The organism is Xanthomonas sp. D-36-1, from assembly GCF_017746155.1.
Lineage (GTDB): Bacteria > Pseudomonadota > Gammaproteobacteria > Xanthomonadales > Xanthomonadaceae > Xanthomonas > Xanthomonas cissicola.
Genome location: NZ_JAGHWR010000022.1, coordinates 38,768 through 58,484 on the forward strand (window position 1 = coordinate 38,768; position 19,717 = coordinate 58,484).

The following is a 19,717-nucleotide window of genomic DNA, read 5'->3' on the forward strand; positions in this document are numbered from 1 at the left end:
ACACGTGCCTGGAGCGCGCCCGGATGTGGCAAGCAATTGTCGGCGGGTTTGCACGCAATGCGGCAATAGCAGCATCCGCGTGGGGTCATGCCGCACCGGGCAGTGGCCGCGCGCATCTGGCGGTGAGCGCAGTCGCGTTGCTAGGCGCTCTTAGTAATACACCAGGTACGACACGCCGAAGGTCAACGGATCGATCCGCGCCTTGCCCAGCCGCGCACCGTTGAGGTCGACGTTGCTGCGCGAATCGGTCCAGCGCGCATCCACGCGCAGGCCGCTACGGTCGTTGAAGATGAAGTCCACGCCGACATGCGCAGTGGCGCCGACCGAATCGTCGAAACGCAGATCGCCGCCACCAACCGTCGGCTCGGTGTCTTCGCCCAGGAATGAGGTGTAGTTGATGCCGACGCCCACGAACGGCGACACCGTGCCATAGCCATTGATGTGGTACTGCAGCAGCACGCTCGGTGGCACCGACCAATAGCTGCCCACCTTGCCGGTGCCCCGCAGTTCGAGGTCGTGCTTGCCTGCAACTGCGGCATGCACTTCGATACCCAGGTTGTTGCGAAGGAAGTATTCGTAGGTGAACGACAGTGCCGGCGCGCCCTTGATCTCGGCCTGGGTGCCGCCGAAGGTGCCGTTATTGGACTTGGGCGAGACATAGCCGGCTCCGTAACCGGTCGTCCAATGACCGGCCGACTGTGCAAGGGCGGGTGCGGCCGAGGCGGCCAGTGCAATGGCGAGGGCGGTGCGAGTCAGCGTGTTCATGGAATCCCCGGTAGGTCGGACAGACGGGCGACGTGACCGACCTGTCCGCAACTCCGGCGGTGGATGCACGTCCCTGGACGGCAAGTGTGCCAGAGATGCGCCGCCCACGCCGCGGGGATCAGAACCGGTGCACGTAGGCCACGCCGTAGACCAGCGGGTCGATATTGACCGTGCCGATACGGTTGCCGTCCAGGCGCGCTTGGGTATCGATATCGATCCAGCGCAGGTTGACGCGCAGTGCGCCGCGGTCGCTGAGCGTGTAGTCCACGCCTGCATGCAGTGCCAGGCCCCAGGAATCGTCCAGCTCCAGCGTGCTGCCGGCCAGCGCGCCGCCGGTATCGGTGTCGAAGAAGCGCGTGTAGTTGATGCCCGCGCCGAGGAAGGGCGACACCTTGCCCTGGCTGTTGAAGTGGTACTGCAGCGACACCACCGGCGGCAGGTGCTTGGTGCTGCCGACGTGGCCCAGTCCACGCAGCGCGATATCGTGCTCGAACGGCAGCGCGGCCAGGACCTCGATGCCGAGGTTGTCTGCGATGAAGTATTCGGCGGTGAACGTGGGTCTGATGTCTTTACCCACGTCCACGTCGAGCGTGCCGCCGACCAGGCTGCCGTTGTCGGATTTGGGAGCGACCTGATGGGCGCCGACGGCAATGGTCCAGTCGCCTTTGGATTGCGCCAGTGCGGGGAGGCTGACGCAAGAAGCGGCCAGGCCGGCGAACAAAAGGGTAGAGCGCATACGCATGGGAAGTCTCGTGGGGTGCAATGGATGTGGGAAGTCTTGGCGCTTGGCGTCGCCGCTGCCTTGATCCTGATCAATTTGGCCGTGCGCTCGGGTGTGCGGGCCTGCAATGGCTGTAGTCACACCCTGCGCGCACGACCGCGATACGCGCTATGCCGATGCTCGCAGCGGGATCGCACGTGCGGCATCGCGCGATGGGCCGGCCACGGCTGTCGGCGCGGGAGGGGTGCCGACGGTTGCGTGCGCAGTGGCGTCGACCGCGATCGCTCGCCGGTGCGATGCGCCGCTTACTTGACCTTGGCGACCTTGGGTGGATCCACTTCCGGCATCGCCGAGCTGTGGTGGTTGATGATCAGCCACTTGCCGTCGCGCTTTTCGTACACGAAGGTGTAGCGGGCCTGCACGCTGCTCTTGTTGCCGGCCTTGTCGGTCAGCGTGAAGGTATACACGCCGGCATCCACGGCGCTGTCGTCATCGAGCACGCGCACGGTGCGGTAATTGACCACGCCCTGCGGCTTTTTGGTCAGGAACATCTCGAAGTAGTTTTCGATCTGTTCGCGCGAGGCGCGCACTTCATTGGAGACCGTCGGCAGCAACACGCCGTCCGGCGCGTACAGATCGGCCACCTTGTGCGGGTTGCCGGTGGCCAGCGCCGCGTTCCAGGTGTCGAACAGCGCAGCGACTTCGCGCTCTTCGCCGCCGGCCGGCAGCTTGGCCTTGTCGGTGTAATGCATCACGCTGCCAGCCAGCGCCGGGGTGGCAGCCAGAGCCAGAACCAGAGAGAAGAGTGTGCGACGCATGGGGAATCTCCGTGTGATTGATGGGGGTGCCTCGGCAGGCAGGGCCAGTATCGAAATCCACGGGATGCCGAAATGCTGCTGTCCGGCATAGTGTTGAATATGCCGTTCAGCGTATCATTTACAAATTTAAGTGATTGAAATACATATAGTTTTGTGGCTTGCAGGTGTTGGGTGAGTGGCGCTGCCTGCGATCAAGCATGAGGTCCTCGGGAATGATCGGCCATCGATGCTGTGACGTGCGCGGTGACCGTTCATGCGCGCTCACTCCGATGGACCGAACGCATCTGCGGGTTGGTTCCTCGCAGAGCGTGGCGCAGAGCCCCCTACCCGCTACCCGCTACCCGCTACCGAATCCGCGCCGCCCGCAACACGGCTGCGAACAAGTGACGCTGCTAGAATGACAGCCCCTTTCCATCCGCCGCGCTGTCGCGGTCGCAGGAGCTAGTGAACATGGCAATCAAGGTTGGCATCAACGGATTCGGTCGCATCGGACGCAACGTGCTGCGCTCTGCGGTGCAGAACTTCGCCAATGACATCGAGATCGTGGCCATCAATGACCTGCTCGAGCCCGACTACCTGGCCTACATGCTGCAGTACGACTCGGTGCATGGCCGCTTCAAGGCCGACGTCTCGGTCGACGGCAACACGCTGATCGTCAACGGCAAGAAGATCCGCCTGACCCAGGAACGCGACCCGGCCAACCTCAAGTGGGATGCCGTCGGCGCCGACGTGGTGATCGAGTCCACCGGCCTGTTCCTGACCAAGGAAACCGCACAGAAGCACATCGATGCAGGTGCCAAGAAAGTGATCCTGTCGGCGCCGTCCAAGGACGACACCCCGATGTTTGTCTACGGCGTCAACGACAAGACCTACAAGGGCGAAGCGATCATCTCCAACGCCTCGTGCACCACCAACTGCCTGGCGCCGTTGGCCAAGGTGATCAACGACAAGTGGGGCATCAAGCGCGGCCTGATGACCACCGTGCATGCGGCCACTGCGACGCAGAAGACCGTGGACGGCCCGTCCAACAAGGACTGGCGCGGCGGCCGCGGCATCCTGGAGAACATCATCCCGTCCTCCACCGGCGCCGCCAAAGCCGTGGGCGTGGTGATCCCCGAGCTCAACAAAAAGCTCACCGGCATGAGCTTCCGCGTGCCGACCTCCGACGTGTCGGTGGTCGACCTCACTGTCGAGCTGGAAAAGCCGGCCACCTACGCCGAAATCTGCGCCGAAGTGAAGGCGCAGAGCGAAGGCGCACTGAAGGGCGTGCTGGGATATACCGAAGACAAGGTCGTGGCCACCGATTTCCGCGGCGAAACCTGCACCTCGGTGTTCGACGCTGACGCTGGCATCGCGCTGGACTCCACCTTCGTCAAGCTGGTGTCCTGGTACGACAACGAGTGGGGCTACTCCAACAAGTGCCTGGAGATGGTGCGGGTTGTGGCCAAGTAAGTTTCTGGCGCAGTGATGAAACAGGCCCCGGCATGCCGGGGCTTTTCATTTGTCGGCCATGGAAGTTGCGTTTCTTGCACTGCGGCGCCTTCGGTGGCTGCCCGGAAGTGGACTTTGCTGGACTCACGTGCGCTAATTTGCGCGCACGGCGGCCGTTCCCGTGTCGTGTACGAAGGATCGGGGAACTCCATGGATCGAGAGAAGAGTGATGAATAAGTTTCTGGCAGGCGCCTTGGCGCTGAGTGTGGTTGTTGCGTGTTCCGTGCCGTCGAACAGTTGGGCTGCAAAAAAGCAGAACGGGACGCCGGCATGGATGAATGCCGATGGTGAGGTGATCAAGTCGTCCGATGTCGAGGCGGGCTACGGCGAGACCGTCAAGGGCATCAATGATTACGAAGGCGAAATCACCGGCAAGCCAGCGCCTGGCAGCAAGTTCACCCAGCTGAAAATCGGTATGCCGATGAAGCAGGTCACCGACCTGATTGGTCAGCCGGACGACCAGGGTGCTTACGTGACCGGCAAGGCGTTTATCCCGTTCTTCTTCGGTGGCGACCGCTACCGTTACGAAATGGCCTACAAGGGCCAGGGACGTCTGGTGTTCGCTGGCAAGTCGATGGGGACCGGCGGCAATCTGATCTGGATCATCCATAACAAGAACGATAGCGGTTACCGCGAATAACCGTTCAAAGCGCCCGGTTCTCCGGGCGTTTTCTTGTGTGAGGGATGCGCGCACGCACGCATGCGACTGCAGCTTTCCGATGCTCCATCCATCGTCTGAGCGAGAGGCTGTCTGCCCAGCCGCAGCCCGAGGCTGTATGGTGCGCGCATTCGGCTGGACGCCGGCTAGGGGATTGCTGCGTTGGAAACGATAATCGTGTTGGTGGCCCTGGTGCTGCTCACCGTGCCGGTGGGTGTGGTGATCGCGCTGGTGTGGATTGCCGGGCTGCGGCGACGGGTGGCGGCGCTGGAGCAGCGGCTTGCGCAGTGGCAGAGCAGTGGTGCCGAACGTGCGGATGCGCCGGCGCAAGCACCCGCGGACGCGCAGGGCAGGGCGTGGGAGCAACCGGACGTGGCGTCCGGTGTGGGCGCTGGTCCGGGCGCCGTCGCCGACAGCGATCTACCTGGGTACCGCACGTCCGTTGCAGCGGGCCAGGACGTTGGCTCGCATGCGCCGGCTGCGGATCACCAGGCGGTTGATGTGTCTGCCTCGGCGGTGCCGCCGCCATTGCCGGCGCCTGCACCTGCAGATGCGATAGCGGGCAGTGCAATCGCGACGTCGGAACGTCCCAGCGCGCAAGCGCAGGCGACGCGCGCCCGGCCGGCGCAACCGCAATCCGCACAACCGCAACCGCCTCGGCTTCCGGCCGCGCCCAGCGCCATCGCGCGCATGGCCAGCGCCTTGAAGCGTTGGTTCACCGAGGGCAATGTGCCGGTCAAGGTCGGCATGCTGGTGTTGTTGGCCGGCGTGGCGTCGCTATTGAAGTACGCCAGCGATCAGGGCTGGATGCGCATGCCGATCGAGTTGCGCTTGGCCGGCATCAGCGTTCTGGCATTGGCCGGTCTGATCTTCGGTTGGACGCAGCGCGCGCAGCGGCCGGGGTTTGCGTTGGCGTTGCAGGGCGGCGCCATCGGTGGCCTGTTGTTGACGGTGTTCGCGGCCTTCAAGTTGTACGGCTTGCTCGATGCCGGAACGGCGCTTGGCATCAGCGTGGTGCTGATCGCAGGTATGTGCGTGCTGGCGGTGCTGCAGGATTCGCGCACGTTGGCGGTGCTGGGCGTGCTGGCCGGTTTTCTTGCGCCCATCTGGTTGTCTACCGGCAGCGGCAACCATGTCGCGCTGTTCTCGTACTACGCCGTACTCAACGCCGGCATCGTGGCGATTGCATGGACACGCCCGTGGCGCGTGCTGAACCTGCTGGGGTTTGCTTTCACCTTCGGCATCGGCACCGTGTGGGGTGCGCTGCAGTACTCCCCGGCAAAATTCGCCACGACCGAGCCGTTCCTGTTGCTGTTCTTCGCCATGTACGTGGCGATTCCGGTCCTGCATGCGCGCCGCGGTGACGGCAGTGCCGGCAGGCTCATCGATGGCAGCCTGTTGTTCGGAACGCCGCTGGTGGCCTTCGCGTTACAGGCGCGCCTGCTTGAGGGCGATCGGCTGCCACTGGCGCTGTGCGCGGTGGCGGTGGCAGCGTTGTATGCGGGCCTGGGCAGTTGGCTGCTGCGCCGCGCACCCACGCGCTTGCTGGGCCAGGCGCACGCGATGCTGGCGGTCGGGTTCGCGACCCTGGCCGTGCCGCTGGCGTTGTCGGCACGTGCCACTGCAAGCGTCTTTGCGCTGGAAGGCGTCGGCTTGCTGTGGCTGGGGCTGCGCCAACAACGGCGGATCCCGCAGGTCAGCGGTGTCGCGCTGCAGTTGTTTGCGGCGGTGGGTGTCGCGTTCGGTGTGGATGCCTGGCGCCACGACGCGGTCGCGGTGGCCAACGCAACCTGCATGAGCACCTTGCTGCTGGCGCTGGCCGGCTGGGCCAGTGCGTGGTTCCTGCGCGATGCAGGACATCGGCGGCGTGCGCTGCTGGCATATCTGTGGGGACTGGGTTGGTGGACGCTGTGCGGCGTGCACGAGATCCTGCGTTTTGCCGATCTGCGCAGCGAACCGGATCTGCTGCTGGGCTTGGTCGCACTCAGTCTATGCTTGGCGGCCGAAGTGCATCGGCGCCGTCGTGCAGCGGCGCTGGTGTGGACGGTGATGTCTGGTCTGGCGCTGGCTGCGCCGTTGGCGCTGTGGCAAGGCGCAGCGCACACCCAGCCATTCGCGCACTGGGGCGCACTGGCATGGGGTGCGTTTGCAGTGGCGGGCGCGCGTGCGCTGTGGTGCTTGCGCACGCAGCAAGGCACTGGCGCGATGGCGGCGCAGTTCATCTGGTGGCTGCTGTGGCCGTTGGTCATCTCGTTGGGCGCGGCCTGGCTGGCCGATGCGTTCTTGTTGGCCAATGGCTGGCGTTGCGCCCTGCTGGCGGCGCCGTGGTTGCTGGTGGCGACGCTGGGGCTGTTGCGCTGGCCGTGGCTGGCCTGGCCGCAGGCAACCGCCTTCGATCCTGCACGCAACGCGTTGCTGAGTTGCGTGTTTGCGGTGTTGGGACTCGGCTGGCTGCTCGCGTTGCTGGACCCGGTGAGCGCTGCACCGTTGCCCTGGCTGCCGGTGCTCAACCCCGCCGAGCTGGCGCAATTGGCGGTTCTTGCCCTGCTTGTGCGCTGGGCCTGGTCGGCACCTGCGCCGACATCGCTGCAGCATTGGCGGGTGACCGCGCTGGGTGTGCTGGGTTGGGCGTTGATCACCGGCAGTACCTTGCACAGCGTGCATCACTGGGGCGGCGTGCCATGGGATTCCGCGCTGATCGGCACCACCTTGTCGCAGACCAGCCTCACCATCGTCTGGAGCGTGCTGGGCGTGCTGGGCTGGGTGATCGGCTCGCGCCGTGGGCAACGCGGGCTGTGGCTGGGTGGCGCATTGCTGATGGGGCTGGTCCTGGCGAAGTTGGTGTTGGTCGACCGCCAGCATCTGGGCAACTTACTCGGCATCGGCTCGTTCATGGCCTATGGTCTGTTGTGCACCGTGGTGGGCTATCTGGCGCCGGCACCGCCGCGTGCGGTTGCGACCGAAGGTCATGCTCTCCAAGAGAACGGCGTCGAAAAGGATCGGGAATGAAAGCGATGCGATGGGCGCTGCTGCTGATGGTGCCGATGCTGGCGCAGGCCCGCGATGTGCGGCAGGACTACCGCCAGCAGTGGCCGTTGCAGGTCACCGGCTCGGATGCCGGCCTCTATCAGGTGACCTTGAATGCGGCGGTGTATCGCACCGCGCACGACGCGGCGCTGCGCGATGTCACGGCGATCGACGCGCATGGACAAGAGCTGCCCACCGCCTGGCTGCCGATGGATGCAGCGCCGGCCGCTGCGGTACGCCGTCAGCGCCTGCCCCTGTTTGCGCTGCCGGCTGGTGCGGCGCCGGCCAGTGGCGACCTGCAGTTGATTGCCGAGCGCGATGCCAGTGGTGCGGTGCGCCGCCTGGAAGGCCGTTTTGCGACCGGGGCTGTCGCCGCGGGCCATGGTGTCAGCTGGTTGATCGATGCCAGCGCGCTGCGCGATCGCCCGCGTGCCCTATTGCTGGATTGGGAGGGCGACACGCCGGTGCAGGCCCAGGTGCGTGTGGAAGGCAGCGACGATCTGCGCGACTGGCGCGTGCTCGCCTCCAACGCCACGGTCATGGCGCTGGACAATCAGGCGCAGCGACTGCAGCAGCGTCGTATCGCCCTGGACGATGGTGCGCGTTACTTGCGCCTGGTCATTGCATCGGGCGAGCTGCCGGCATTACACGTGGTCGAGGCGGAGCTGGATGGCATCGCCATGTCCACGCCGCCACAGTGGCTGGACTTGCCAGGCACCGCAAAAGATGCAGCGCTGGTGTATGCCTTGCCCGGTCGTTTTCCGATCGGCCAACTGGATGTCGGCGGCAATCACGCCGAGGCGGTCGAGTGGATCGTGGCAAGTCGCGATACCGACGATGCGCCGTGGCTGCAGCGTGCCGGCCCATGGTTGGCGTATCGACTGGGCCAGGGCGCGACTGCCGCGTCGCCGCCGCAACTGCTGTCTGCGCCCGTGCGCGATCGCCAATGGCGGTTGGTCGCCGCGCAGGGGCACAGCAGCGCCGTGCCGATGCTGCGCGTCGGGTACCAGCCGGAGCGGCTGATGTTTCTTGCCCAGGGCCAGCCGCCGTATGCGCTGGTGGCCGGCAGTGCGCGTGCGCAGCGCACCGACGCACCATTGGGCGCAATGCTGCAGGCACTGCGGCGCGAACGCGGCGCACAGTGGCAACCGGCGCAGGCCCGTCTGGCTCGCAGGCACAGCCGCTGGCGGGCGAGGCCGCGCTGCAGCCGGCCGCCACGCCGCGCGACTGGAAGCGTTGGCTGCTGTGGGGTCTGTTGGTCGGTGGCGCCTTGTTGGTAGGCGGTTTCGCGGTGAGCCTGTTGCGGAGTGCATCGGCCAATCGCAACGGCTGACTGCGCCCGCTTCGCACGGCGGTTTGCCGCTGCGGCGCGAAGGTCGGACAATGGGCGTCCCCCGTGACCAAGGCAGCCGTCTTGCCCGTCGTGTTCGACCAAGCATTCCGCTCCTCGCCAACCGCCTTGGCGGCCTCGCGCATGGTGGGCAACGGGCGCCACGCGATCCGCCCGCTGGCGCAACGACATCGCCATGGCGATCCACAGCCGGTTGCCGCTGAGGCAAAGCGCTCACCTGTTTGCACCGGCGCGTCTGCTGGGTGCTTCTGCATGACCATTCCCATTCCCCCTCCCTAGACCGAACGAGCTGAGCCCATGTCCATTGTCCGCATGACCGACCTCGATCTCTCCGGCAAGCGCGTGTTGATCCGCCAGGATCTCAACGTGCCGATCGACAACGGCCAGATCACCTCCGAACAGCGCATCACCGCCTCGGTGCCCACCATCAAGCTGGCGCTGGAAAAGGGTGCGGCCGTCATGGTGACCTCGCACCTGGGCCGCCCCAAGGAAGGCAGCTGGACCGAGGAAGATTCGCTGGCGCCGGTTGCCACGCGTCTGGCCGCATTGCTGGGCGTGGACGTGCCGCTGGTGCGCGACTGGGTCGATGGCGTGGAGGTCGCGCCGGGCCAGGTGGTGCTGCTGGAAAACTGCCGCATGAATGTCGGCGAGGGCAAGGACGATGAGACGCTGGCGCGCAAGTACGCCGCGTTGTGCGACGTGTTCGTGATGGATGCCTTCGGCACCGCGCACCGTGCGCAGGCCTCCACGCACGGCGTGATCCGTTTCGCGCCGGTCGCAGCAGGCGGCCCGCTGTTGATGGCCGAACTCGACGCCCTGGCCAAGGCGCTGGACAACCCGGCCAAGCCCTTGCTGGCCATCGTTGCCGGCAGCAAGGTGTCCACCAAGCTGGAGCTGCTGTCCAACCTGGTCAACAAGGTCGACCAGCTGATCGTTGGCGGCGGCATCGCCAACACCTTCATCGCCGCGGCCGGGCATGCCGTGGGCAAGTCGTTGAACGAGCCGGATTTGATCCCGACCGCCAACCAGATCGTGACCGATGCCAAGGCGCGTGGCGCCGAGATTCCGCTGCCGACCGATGTGGTCGTTGCCAAGCAGTTCCTGCCCGATGCGCAAGCCAGCGTGAAGTCGCTGGAGGCGGTCGATGCGGACGATCTGATCCTGGATATCGGCCCGCAAACCGCGCAGCGCTACGCCGAACTGATCGCCAGTGCCGGTACCGTGGTGTGGAACGGTCCGGTGGGCGTGTTCGAGTTCGAGTCCTTCAGCCACGGCACCGAAACGCTGGCGCGCGCGATCGCCAGTTCCAAGGCGTTCTCGATCGCTGGCGGTGGCGACACCCTGGCCGCAGTGGACAAATACGACATCGCCCAGGACGTCACCTACATTTCCACGGGCGGCGGTGCGTTCCTGGAGTTTCTGGAAGGCAAGACCTTGCCGGCGGTGGCCGCACTCCAGGCCCGCGGCCAGTGAGTGCAGCCACGCTGTTTTTCGATCTGGACGGCACGCTGGTCGATTCAGAGCCAGGCATCGTTGCCAGCATCGTGCATGCCTTCGACGAACTCGGCCAGCCGCGTCCGTCGGCGCAGACCTTGCGCGCCTGGATCGGCCCGCCGTTGCGCGACAGCTTCACCGAGTGTTTTCCGGACGACCCGGAGTTGGTGCAGCGCGCGCTCGGGCTCTACCGCGCACGCTACGACGCGGTGGGCTGGACCGAACTCAGCGTGTTCGACGGCATTGGCGAGGTTGTCACCGGCCTGCAGCGCGCCGGTCATCGTCTGGCCGTGGTGACCTCGAAGAATGAGCGCTATGCGCGGCGCATCGTCGAGCATCTGCCCTTCGGCGCGTGCTTCGAGGAGGTGATCGGTGCCAGCGAAGACGGCGAACGTCGCTTCAAGCCGGACCTCATTGCCGAAGCGCTGCGCCGTTTGCAGATCGACAAGACCGGCTGCGTGATGATCGGCGACCGGCGCATGGATATCGATGGCGCCAATCACCACGGCATCCACAGCATCGGCGTGTTGTGGGGCTTCGGCGACGAGGGCGAACTGCGCGCCGCCGGCGCCGGTGCGTTGGCACGCACGCCGGCTGAACTCGCGGCAGTGCTTCAGTGATGGGCAGTGCGCGTCGGCCGTTGCGTTCGCTTGGTCGACGCGCCTGCGAACGCGGCTCGCAGCGCGCAGAACACTCTTCACCGCTGCCGGGTTAGGGTGGCGACCGTTCGCGTTGCTCACGGCAGCGCGGGCGCAGGCGTACGTACTGTCCCGCACTGTCTGTAGGACATGCCGGAATCGGAGGAAGGCTATGCCGCAATGCCATCCTCGGTACGTGACGTGTGTGTTAAGTTTCGCGGCTTTTACAGGGAGGCCATCATGAAAGAACGTCAACGCCGCACCAAGATCCTCGCCACCCTCGGACCGGCAACGGATGCGCCCGGTGTGCTGGATACGCTGTTCAAGGCGGGCGTCAACGTGGTGCGCCTCAACTTCAGCCATGGCGACCCCTCCGGCCAGGCCAAGCGCGCCGCCGAAGTGCGTGCCGCTGCGGCCCGCGTCGGTGCCGAAGTCGGCATCCTGGCCGACTTGCCGGGCCCGAAGATCCGTATCGAACGTTTTGCCGAAGGCAAGATCAAGCTGACCATGGGCGATCGCTTCGACCTGGTGGCCGATGCCAACGCGCCGGCTGGCGACCAGACTCAGGTTGGCGTCAGCTATCTGGGTCTGCCGCAGGACGTGACCGCCGGCGACGTGCTGCTGCTCGACGATGGCCTGATGCAGTTGCAGGTCACCGATGTGCAGGGCGCGCGCATCGTCACCAAGGTGTTGAACGATGGCGTGCTGTCCGACCGCAAGGGCCTCAACAAGCAGGGCGGTGGTCTGTCGCTGGGCGCACTGACCGAACGCGACAAGGAACTGATCGGCATCGTCGCCAAGATCGGCGTGGACTTCATCGCGGTGTCGTTCTGTCGCAATGCGCAGGACATGCACGACGCACGTCAGATCGCCCAGCAGCATGGCTGCGATGCGCAACTGGTGTCCAAGATCGAGCGCACCGAGGCGATCGAAAACCTGGTCGAGATCGTCGAAGCCTCCGATGTGGTGATGGTGGCGCGTGGCGACCTGGGCGTTGAAATCGGCGACGCCGAATTGCCGGGCCTGCAGAAGAAGATCATTCGCGAATCGCTGGCGCAGAACAAGGTGGTGATCACCGCCACGCAGATGCTGCAGTCGATGGTCGAAAGCCCGATCCCCACCCGCGCCGAAGTGCTGGACGTGGCCAACGCGGTCATCGACGGCACCGACGCGGTGATGCTCTCGGCCGAGACCGCCGCTGGCGCCTATCCGGTGCGTGCGGTGGAAGCGATGGCGCGCATCTGTCTGGGGGCCGAACACCAGTTCGAGTTCGATACCGACTTCGAAGCGGCACAACGCAATCTGCAGCGCGCCGACCAGGCGATTGCGATGGCGACCATGTTCCTGTCCGAGCACATCGGCCTTGGCGGCGTGGTGGCGTTGACCGAATCCGGGGGCACGCCGCGCTTCCTGTCGCGCTTCCGCTCCAATATGCCGATCTACGCCTTCACCCGTCACGATGGCGCACGCCGCCAGATGGCGATGATGCGTGGCGTGTTCCCGATCAGCTTCGACAGCCGCGGCCTGACCCCGCGCGAGGCCGCACGTGCGGCGATCCGTCTGCTGGTGGAGAACGAGCGCATGGGGCCTGGCGACCGCGTGGTGTTTACCAGTGGCGAGCACATGGAAACCCATGGCGCCACCAACACGCTGCGCCTGCTGGAAGTGGGCGAAGACGGCCGCGCCACCGGTCTGGGCGAGCTGTAACGCCTGTCGACCGCATCCGGCGCATGACCTGAGCCGGAACAGACGCGACACACGACGGCGGCCCCAGGGCCGCCGTTGTGCTGTGTGCCGACCTGGCCGCTGGACGCGCGCCAGCAACACGTAGAGCGCACCTGGGCGCGACGGGCTGTATCGAGCATGCCCGTCGCGCCCAGGTGCGCCAGATCGTCGCCGGATCATTGGTCAACGGCCGGATCCGGCGAGTACTCAATGCCCACCACCTCACACGCGCGCTGCTGCAACGGTGCTGGTGATGGCGGAACAAGACGCTGTCCACGATATAACGCACGCCGCAGGCGCAGCTTTGTGGCGACAGACGAAGCAGCAACGCGGCCAACCCCAGCTAACTCACGCATGGCTCCGTATCAACGCGCCAGCGTAGTCACTGCAGCCATGCATCCCAGCATCGCAAGCGCCACGCCGCGCACCATGCTCAGCTTTGCCGATTCCCGATTCCCGATTCCCGATTCCCGATTCCCGATTCCCGATTCCCGCGATGCGAGCAGCAGCACACATCCTGTCACGCATGCACGTGTAATCGGTTGCAGGCATTCCGTGAAGGAATGTGTACGACTTTCGTCGCTATACTTTCGTTCTCCCCCGCAGCTGCCACAGGAACTACATGAGCATCGAACAGCTTGCCGAAACCGCCCAGGCGATGGTCGCCCCGGGTAAGGGCATCATCGCCATCGACGAATCGACCAGCACGATCGCCAAGCGTTTTGCCAGCGTCGGCATCGAGAACATCGAAGAGAACCGTCGCGCCTATCGCGAACTGTTGCTGACCACGCCCAAGCTGAGCGACTACATCTCCGGCGCCATCCTGTTCGACGAGACCATCCGTCAGAAGACCAAGGATGGCGTGCCGTTCGCCGAGTACATGACCGCCCACGGCATCATCCCGGGCATCAAGGTCGACAAGGGCGCGCAGCCGCTGGCCGGCATGCCGGGCGAACTGGTGACCGAAGGCCTGGACGGCCTGCGTGCGCGTCTGGAGGAGTACTACACGCTGGGTGCGCGCTTCGCCAAGTGGCGTGCGGTCATCAATATCGGCGAAGACATCCCGTCCGGCACCTGCATCGAGGCCAACTCGCATGCGCTGGCGCGTTACGCTGCGCTGTGCCAGGAACAAGGCCTGGTGCCGATGGTCGAGCCGGAAGTGATCATGGACGGCAGCCACGACATCGAAACCTGCTACGAAGTGACCGAAGCCACGCTGCGCTCGCTGTTCGGTGCGCTGTATGAGCAGAACGTCGTGCTCGAGGGCACCATCCTGAAGGCCTCGATGGTGATCTCCGGCAAGAGTTGCGAAGAGCAGGCCAGCATCGAAGAGGTGGCCGAGTCCACCGTGATGTGCCTGAAGTCCACCGTGCCGGCGATCCTGCCGGGCATCGTGTTCCTGTCCGGCGGCCAGACCGACGAGCAGTCCACCGCCCATCTCAACGAGATGCACCAGCTCGGCACTCTGCCCTGGCCGCTGAGCTTCTCCTACGGCCGCGCCATGCAGCAGGCCGCGCTGAAGCTGTGGGCCAAGGACATGACCGGCAACTTCGCCAAGGCGCAGCAGGTCATCTACGAGCGCGCCAAGGAAAACGGCCTGGCCGCGCTGGGCAAGTGGAAGGGTTGATCGATTGATGAGGGCTGCAAGGCTGCCGCATCGATAGAACAAAAGCGCCGGCACCGATGCCGGCGTTTTTGTTTGCTGCATCCACAGGTTCACTTCGATGCCGCGCGAAAAACGCAAGCGAAAAACGCAAAGGGCGCCTTACAGCGCCCTTTGCTCAATTACATGCTCAATCCAGCCGGTCGATGCGACATGCAGCCCACGTCAATCCAATCTCAGGCCGCCGCAGTTTCCTGCGTCGCCAACGCCTGCTGGTAGGCCTTATAGGTCGCCTCGTTATAGGCCACCAAGACGATGTGCTTGGGCACCTTGTGCGAGCGCTGCCAATCGCGCGTTTCGGTCACGGCGATGCGGGCCGCCTGATACAGCGGATAGCCGTAAATCCCGCAGCTGATCGCCGGGAACGCAATCGAGTGCAGCATCATCTGTTCGGCGAGTTTCAGCGATTGCCAATAGCAGTTGGCCAGCTGTTCGGGCTCGTTGTGCCTGCCGTCGCGCCACACCGGGCCAACGGTATGAAAAATGTGGCGTGCCTTCAGATCGAACCCGTCGGTGATGCGGATTTTGCCGGTGGGGCAACGCACGCCCGGACGCACTTGCGGCAGTGCCTCGCAGGCTTCCAGCAAGCGCGGGCCGGCGGCACGGTGGATGGCGCCATCGACACCACCACCGCCCAGCAGTGATTCATTGGCGGCGTTGACGATGACGTCAACGTCGAGTTCGGTGATGTCGCCTTGCCAGACTTCGATTCTCATAGCGCGATAATTATGCGAATTGCATGATGGGCGCGTGATGGGGAGCACGCTGCGGATCTGCACGCTATCGGCCATTCATCTCATCTGCTGCGACTGTCTGACGGAGTGGAATATATGCCGTTCCGCGTCAGCTGGGCGCTCTCTCGGAGCGATCGGCAGCAACGCTCGCCACGCACGAGGTGATGCATTTCGGCTCTACAACCAGCGGCGGACGCGCGCGCAGTAGTCGTTGTAGTGGCGGCCGAATTCGGCCCGTAGACGCGCCTCTTCGAACGGGATGACATAGCGCTGCAGCGCAAGCCACGGCAGCGGCACCAACACAACCGCCCACAGCAGGCCAAGTTGCAGGCACAGGCCGACGTAGCTCAGCACCAAGGCCAGGTACATCGGGTTGCGGGTGACGCGATACGGGCCGTCCAGCACCAGGCGCGAGGGATGACCGCTGGGCATGATGGTGGTGCGCCGACGCGCAAACAGGATGAAGCAGCTCACCGCCAGCGCCAGGCCGAGACCGGCGATGCCGCCGCCAGCCACTTCGATCCAGGCCAGTGGCGTGGGAGGGGTGAGAGGCAGATCCAGCGCCTCTTGCAACCATGCGCCCAGCCCCAGGGCTAGCGCGAAGTGGACCGGGGAGGTCATCTTTACCAGCCATGGCGCCCGCGCGGCGCGGGTCTCGCTGTGTCCATACGGCTGGTTGCTCACACATTTCTCCCTACATCGCGGCCGCCATCCTAACGTTTCCTTGACATGGACGGGAGTGCGGGCGTGTCTGTAGCTGGGAACAGGACGGATGCTGCGCCCGGCGCCAAGGCGTGCCGGGTACGCTGCCACGTCCTTGGTTTCGGCAATACCGCGTGCGCTTTCGCCTTGAGGCGGTCAGGGATCGTTGGCATGAGGTGCCCGCCGCTATGCAGCGTCTTCCGGCGCACATACGCTGTTCGGCCGTGGCCAAAAAGCCGCGTATCGCGCGGCTTCAGGTGTGGTCATCGACTGCGCCCGATCAGGGTAGCCCGGCCAGCCAGTCGTCGTCGGAGCCTTCGTTGATGTCGGCGAACAGCGGGGTCGAGAAGTAGCGCTCGCCAGTGTCGGGCAGCATCGCCAGGATGACGGCGCCAGGCACCGCGCCTTCTGCCACGCGCAGCGCGGTGGCGACGGTGGCGCCGCCGGAAATGCCGGTGAAGATGCCTTCTTCGGCGGCCAGGCGCCGCGCTACGGTGATGGCGTCGGTGTCTTCCACGCTAAGCACCTCATGGGCGACCTCGCGGTTGAGCACCTCGGGTACGAAGTCCGGGGTCCAGCCCTGGATCTTGTGCGGCTTCCAGTCCTGGCCTTGCAGCAAGGCGGCGCCAGCCGGCTCGGTGGCGGTGATGCGCACTTCCGGGCGCGCAACGCTCAAGACCTCGCCCACGCCGGTGAGGGTGCCGCCGGTGCCCCAGCCGGTGACGAAATGGTCCAGCCGGTGGCCGGCGAAATCGCGCAGGATCTCGGCAGCGGTGGTGTTGCGGTGGTAGGCCGGGTTGGCCGGATTGGCGAACTGGCTGGCCAGGAACCAGCCGTGCTGTTCGGCCAGTTCCTTCGCTTTGCGCACCATGCCGCTGCCGCGCTCGGCAGCCGGGGTCAGGATGACCTTGGCGCCATAGGCACGCATCAGCTTGCGGCGTTCGATGGAGAAGGTTTCCACCATGGTGGCGACGAACTTGTAGCCGCGCGCTGCGGCCACCATGGCCAGTGCCACGCCGGTGTTGCCGGAGGTGGCTTCGACGATGGTGTCGCCGGGCTTGAGCAGGCCGCGCTGTTCGGCGTCCAGGATGATCGCCAGCGCCAGCCGGTCCTTGACCGAGCCGCCGGGATTGAACGATTCGACCTTGACGTACAAGGTCACGTTGTCCGGGGCGAGGCGTTGGAGCTTGACCACCGGGGTGCGGCCGATGGTGTCGAGAATGTTGTCGTACAGGGCCATGGGGTCTCCGTCGGAATCAGGCTGCGTGGGCCAGTGTGGGCGTGTGGGGCGTTGCGCCGGGTGAGTGCGGCGACGAGGCGCTCAGCGGCGCGCTGCCGAACCAATGCAGCGTCTGCGCCAGTGCCGTTACCTCGCCCAGGATCAGCAGCGCCGGTGCGGTCACGGCGTGCTGCCGGGCGCTGGCGGCCAGGCTGGCGAGCGTACCGGTGATCACGCGTTGCTGCGGGCGCGAGCCGTTTTCGACCAGCGCAAACGGGGTGGAGGCTGCGCGCCCGGCCTGCAGCAGCCGCTGCTGGATGGCGTCCAGCCCGGCCACGCCCATGTAGAAGGCCAGCGTCTGCCGCTCCTGACCGAGCGCCTGCCAGTCCAGCGTGTCCAGCGAGTCCTTGCAGTGCGCGGTGATCAGCCGCAGCGATTGCGCGTGGTCGCGGTGGGTGAGCGGGATACCGGCATAGGCAGCGCAGGCGATGGCGGCGGTGATGCCGGGAATCACCTGGAAGCCGATGCCGTGCGCGCGCAGGAATTCCAGCTCTTCGCCGCCGCGGCCGAACACGAATGGGTCGCCGCCCTTCAGCCGTACCACGCGGCGACCGGCGCGGGCGTGTTCCAGCATCAGGGCGTGAATCTGTTCCTGCCGGGTGCTATGGCCTTGCGCCGACTTGCCCACTTCGATGAGACGCGCGCCTTGCCGTGCCAGGCGCAGGATCTGCGGGCTGACCAGGCGGTCGTGCAGCACCACCTCGGCCTGACGCAGCGCGCGCAGCGCATGCCGGGTGAGCAGGCCCGGATCGCCGGGGCCTGCGCCGACCAGGCTTACGTTGCCGGGTACCAGCGTGCCGATCGCGCTGCGCGATCCTGCGGAGCGCGCAGGAACCGTTGCGGACGCCGCAGGCGCTGCGGCGTGGGTCAGCAGCCGATGGGCACTTGCTGCCTGGCGCAGGGCGTCGTTGAGCGCTGCCGATTCGCTGGCGGCGATGGTGAGCCATAGCGGTTGGTCGGACTGCGCCAGCCATGCCGGGTCGAACCGGCCGGCCAACCAGCGCAGCCGCCCTGCCTGCGCCCAGTGCCGCAACTGCGTGGAGAGCTCGGGCGCGCCGACCAGCGGCAGCGCACCGGCCTGCAGCAACTGGCCAGTGGCGCGCTCGGCATCGGCGCCGCCGCCGACCACCAGGACGGCACGGCCACGCAGGTCGGCAAGCAGCGGGAACGCAGGAGTCACGGTTCGGCGGCATCGTTGGGGGAGGGCCAGACCGTAACGCTGGCTTATAGCCGTCGGAAATGACTTCATACATCCTAAAAATAGCGTTCGGTTATAAGCTGGCCCGCAGAACTCCTCTACAGTCGAATCCCTTGTAGCGCCTCGCGCTTTTTTGGATATAAGCCCATGACGCTGACCCAACTTCGCTATCTGGTGGCCATCGCCGATGCCGAGCTGAACATCACGCTGGCCGCCGCGCGCGTGCACGCGACCCAGCCCGGCCTGTCCAAGCAGCTCAAGCAGTTGGAGGACGAACTGGGCTTTCTGTTGTTCGTGCGCAAGGGGCGCAGCCTGGATGCGGTGACGCCGGCCGGTGTGGAAGTGATCGAGCGCGCGCGTGCGGTGCTGTCGGAGGCCAACAACATCCGCACCTATGCCGCCAACCAGCGCCGCGAAAGCCAGGGCCAGCTGACCCTGACCACCACCCACACCCAGGCGCGCTTCGTGCTGCCGCCGGCGGTGGCGCAGATCAAGAATGCCTACCCGCAAGTGAGCGTGCATCTGCAGCAGGCCGCCGAAAGTGCAGCCCTGGATCTGCTGAGCCAGGGCGATGCGGACATCGCGGTGGTCAGCACCGCCGGTGGCGAGCCGAGCGCCGGCATCGCAGTGCCGCTCTACCGCTGGCGGCGGCTGGTGGTGGTGCCGCGGGGGCATGCACTGGATCACCCACGCACGGCGCCGGACATGCACGCGCTGGCCGAACATCCGCTGATCAGTTACGAATCCTCCACCCGGCCGGGTTCCTCGCTGCAGCGCGCGTTTGCGCAGGTGGGGCTGGAGCCGAGCATCGCGCTGACCGCGCTGGATGCCGACCTGATCAAGACCTATGTGCGCGCAGGGCTTGGCGTGGGATTGGTCGCGGAAATGGCGGTCAATGCCTTCGACGAGGATCTGCGCGCCTGGCCGGCGCCCGCGCCGATTGCCGAGTGCATCGCCTGGGCGGTGCTGCCGCGCGACCGCGTGCTGCGCGACTACGCCCTGGATCTGGTGCATGTGCTCGCGCCGCAAATCGACAAGCGCGATCTGCGCCGGGTGCTGGACGGCAATCAGGCACCGAACTGGCCACTGCCGCCGACCTGGGAATCGCTGACCCAGATCATCACCAGCTGAGCGGCACGATGACCGAGCCATTGCGTCCGGCACTGAGCAGACTGTGGTCGTCCGAGCCGGACGGCGGCATGTCGCTGCAACTATCGGCCAGCATCGAGGGCCGCGAGCATGAGGTAATGACGGTGCTGGCCGACCCGCGCGACGAAGCGTTATGGGTGGCGGTGCAGGCGGGCAGCACGCGCGTGCAGATTCCGCTGGAGGTGCTGCGCAAGGCGCTGGACGTTGCGGCCGAGGATGTGCATTCGGCGGAGTGGTTCGCGCGCCAGGATGCGGCTGCGTCCGACGTCTGACGCTGCGATATGGGCGGCTAGCACACCCTCGC

General features: G+C 65.8%; 16 protein-coding genes and 1 pseudogene. 10 read left to right on the forward strand and 7 right to left on the reverse strand.

Features of this window, described 5'->3' with window-relative positions; all coding sequences use genetic code 11:
* Positions 1-150: 150 nt before the first annotated feature.
* From J7367_RS06995 to J7367_RS07005, 3 genes are all read right to left on the reverse strand, one after another.
* The gene (locus tag J7367_RS06995; RefSeq protein WP_057659642.1) at positions 151-765 is read right to left on the reverse strand and encodes an OmpW family outer membrane protein; all 615 of its coding nucleotides are present in this window, start codon (positions 763-765) and stop codon (positions 151-153) included.
* 118 nt (positions 766-883) lie between these two features.
* Positions 884-1,507, reverse strand: coding sequence for an OmpW family outer membrane protein (locus tag J7367_RS07000; protein ID WP_057659640.1), 624 nt, complete (start codon positions 1,505-1,507; stop codon positions 884-886).
* A gap of 284 nt (positions 1,508-1,791) precedes the next feature.
* Positions 1,792-2,304, reverse strand: a complete 513-nt coding sequence (locus J7367_RS07005; protein ID WP_209028903.1) for an SgcJ/EcaC family oxidoreductase — start codon at positions 2,302-2,304, stop codon at positions 1,792-1,794.
* 450 nt (positions 2,305-2,754) lie between these two features.
* On the opposite strand from J7367_RS07005, the gene gap reads away from it, so the two are divergent.
* The 8 genes and pseudogenes from gap (at position 2,755) to J7367_RS07045 (ending at position 14,315) form a co-directional block, all read left to right on the forward strand.
* Positions 2,755-3,756 (forward strand): type I glyceraldehyde-3-phosphate dehydrogenase, encoded by a 1,002-nt coding sequence (gap, locus tag J7367_RS07010; protein ID WP_003490161.1) that lies wholly within the window; start codon positions 2,755-2,757, stop codon positions 3,754-3,756.
* A gap of 208 nt (positions 3,757-3,964) precedes the next feature.
* Complete coding sequence (locus J7367_RS07015; RefSeq protein ID WP_007965561.1) at positions 3,965-4,435, forward strand: hypothetical protein; 471 nt, start codon at positions 3,965-3,967, stop codon at positions 4,433-4,435.
* Positions 4,436-4,615: 180 nt separating this feature from the next.
* The gene (locus tag J7367_RS07020) at positions 4,616-7,462 is read left to right on the forward strand and encodes a DUF2339 domain-containing protein (RefSeq protein ID WP_081027794.1); all 2,847 of its coding nucleotides are present in this window, start codon (positions 4,616-4,618) and stop codon (positions 7,460-7,462) included.
* Positions 7,459-8,813: pseudogene (locus J7367_RS07025) on the forward strand (DUF3999 domain-containing protein). The gene J7367_RS07020 and the pseudogene J7367_RS07025 overlap by 4 nt, the downstream one beginning before the upstream one ends.
* 315 nt (positions 8,814-9,128) lie before the next feature.
* Positions 9,129-10,304 (forward strand): phosphoglycerate kinase, encoded by a 1,176-nt coding sequence (locus J7367_RS07030; protein WP_057661178.1) that lies wholly within the window; start codon positions 9,129-9,131, stop codon positions 10,302-10,304.
* Entirely contained in the window at positions 10,301-10,945 is a 645-nt protein-coding gene (locus tag J7367_RS07035; RefSeq protein ID WP_089142060.1) for an HAD family hydrolase, read from the forward strand. The genes J7367_RS07030 and J7367_RS07035 overlap by 4 nt, the downstream gene beginning before the upstream one ends.
* A gap of 258 nt (positions 10,946-11,203) precedes the next feature.
* Positions 11,204-12,670 carry a pyruvate kinase gene (pyk, locus tag J7367_RS07040; protein WP_003487265.1) on the forward strand — a complete coding sequence of 489 codons (1,467 nt, stop codon included), beginning with the start codon at positions 11,204-11,206 and terminating at the stop codon, positions 12,668-12,670.
* A 640-nt stretch (positions 12,671-13,310) separates the two neighbouring features.
* The gene (locus J7367_RS07045; RefSeq protein ID WP_007964528.1) at positions 13,311-14,315 is read left to right on the forward strand and encodes a class I fructose-bisphosphate aldolase; all 1,005 of its coding nucleotides are present in this window, start codon (positions 13,311-13,313) and stop codon (positions 14,313-14,315) included.
* A gap of 212 nt (positions 14,316-14,527) precedes the next feature.
* Here J7367_RS07045 and J7367_RS07050 read toward each other — a convergent pair whose 3' ends face one another.
* The 4 genes from J7367_RS07050 to cobA all read right to left on the reverse strand — a co-directional run bounded on the left by J7367_RS07050 (position 14,528) and on the right by cobA (position 18,246).
* On the reverse strand, positions 14,528-15,067 hold the full coding sequence (locus J7367_RS07050) for an O-acetyl-ADP-ribose deacetylase (protein WP_057661192.1): 540 nt from the start codon (positions 15,065-15,067) through the stop codon (positions 14,528-14,530).
* 195 nt (positions 15,068-15,262) lie between these two features.
* Positions 15,263-15,769 (reverse strand): isoprenylcysteine carboxylmethyltransferase family protein, encoded by a 507-nt coding sequence (locus J7367_RS07055; protein ID WP_057661174.1) that lies wholly within the window; start codon positions 15,767-15,769, stop codon positions 15,263-15,265.
* A gap of 298 nt (positions 15,770-16,067) precedes the next feature.
* Positions 16,068-17,027, reverse strand: coding sequence for a cysteine synthase A (gene cysK / locus J7367_RS07060; RefSeq protein ID WP_007964534.1), 960 nt, complete (start codon positions 17,025-17,027; stop codon positions 16,068-16,070).
* 16 nt (positions 17,028-17,043) lie between these two features.
* The gene (gene cobA, locus J7367_RS07065; protein WP_081027792.1) at positions 17,044-18,246 is read right to left on the reverse strand and encodes a uroporphyrinogen-III C-methyltransferase; all 1,203 of its coding nucleotides are present in this window, start codon (positions 18,244-18,246) and stop codon (positions 17,044-17,046) included.
* Between the two features lie 165 nt (positions 18,247-18,411).
* Here cobA and J7367_RS07070 point away from each other — a divergent pair, with 165 nt between their 5' ends.
* Positions 18,412-19,395, forward strand: a complete 984-nt coding sequence (locus J7367_RS07070; RefSeq protein WP_057661171.1) for a LysR family transcriptional regulator — start codon at positions 18,412-18,414, stop codon at positions 19,393-19,395.
* 8 nt (positions 19,396-19,403) lie between these two features.
* The gene (locus J7367_RS07075; protein ID WP_022558606.1) at positions 19,404-19,685 is read left to right on the forward strand and encodes a hypothetical protein; all 282 of its coding nucleotides are present in this window, start codon (positions 19,404-19,406) and stop codon (positions 19,683-19,685) included.
* Positions 19,686-19,717 lie beyond the last annotated feature (32 nt).

Coding starts and splice junctions, on each gene's coding strand:
- J7367_RS07070 (WP_057661171.1), top strand. CDS start 18,412: ATGACGCTGACCCAACTTCGCTATCTGGTGGCCATCGCCGATGCCGAG.
- pyk (WP_003487265.1), top strand. CDS start 11,204: ATGAAAGAACGTCAACGCCGCACCAAGATCCTCGCCACCCTCGGACCG.
- J7367_RS07015 (WP_007965561.1), top strand. CDS start 3,965: ATGAATAAGTTTCTGGCAGGCGCCTTGGCGCTGAGTGTGGTTGTTGCG.
- J7367_RS07050 (WP_057661192.1), bottom strand. CDS start 15,067: ATGAGAATCGAAGTCTGGCAAGGCGACATCACCGAACTCGACGTTGAC.
- gap (WP_003490161.1), top strand. CDS start 2,755: ATGGCAATCAAGGTTGGCATCAACGGATTCGGTCGCATCGGACGCAAC.
- J7367_RS07005 (WP_209028903.1), bottom strand. CDS start 2,304: ATGCGTCGCACACTCTTCTCTCTGGTTCTGGCTCTGGCTGCCACCCCG.
- J7367_RS07000 (WP_057659640.1), bottom strand. CDS start 1,507: ATGCGTATGCGCTCTACCCTTTTGTTCGCCGGCCTGGCCGCTTCTTGC.
- J7367_RS07075 (WP_022558606.1), top strand. CDS start 19,404: ATGACCGAGCCATTGCGTCCGGCACTGAGCAGACTGTGGTCGTCCGAG.
- J7367_RS06995 (WP_057659642.1), bottom strand. CDS start 765: ATGAACACGCTGACTCGCACCGCCCTCGCCATTGCACTGGCCGCCTCG.
- J7367_RS07030 (WP_057661178.1), top strand. CDS start 9,129: ATGTCCATTGTCCGCATGACCGACCTCGATCTCTCCGGCAAGCGCGTG.
- J7367_RS07045 (WP_007964528.1), top strand. CDS start 13,311: ATGAGCATCGAACAGCTTGCCGAAACCGCCCAGGCGATGGTCGCCCCG.
- cysK (WP_007964534.1), bottom strand. CDS start 17,027: ATGGCCCTGTACGACAACATTCTCGACACCATCGGCCGCACCCCGGTG.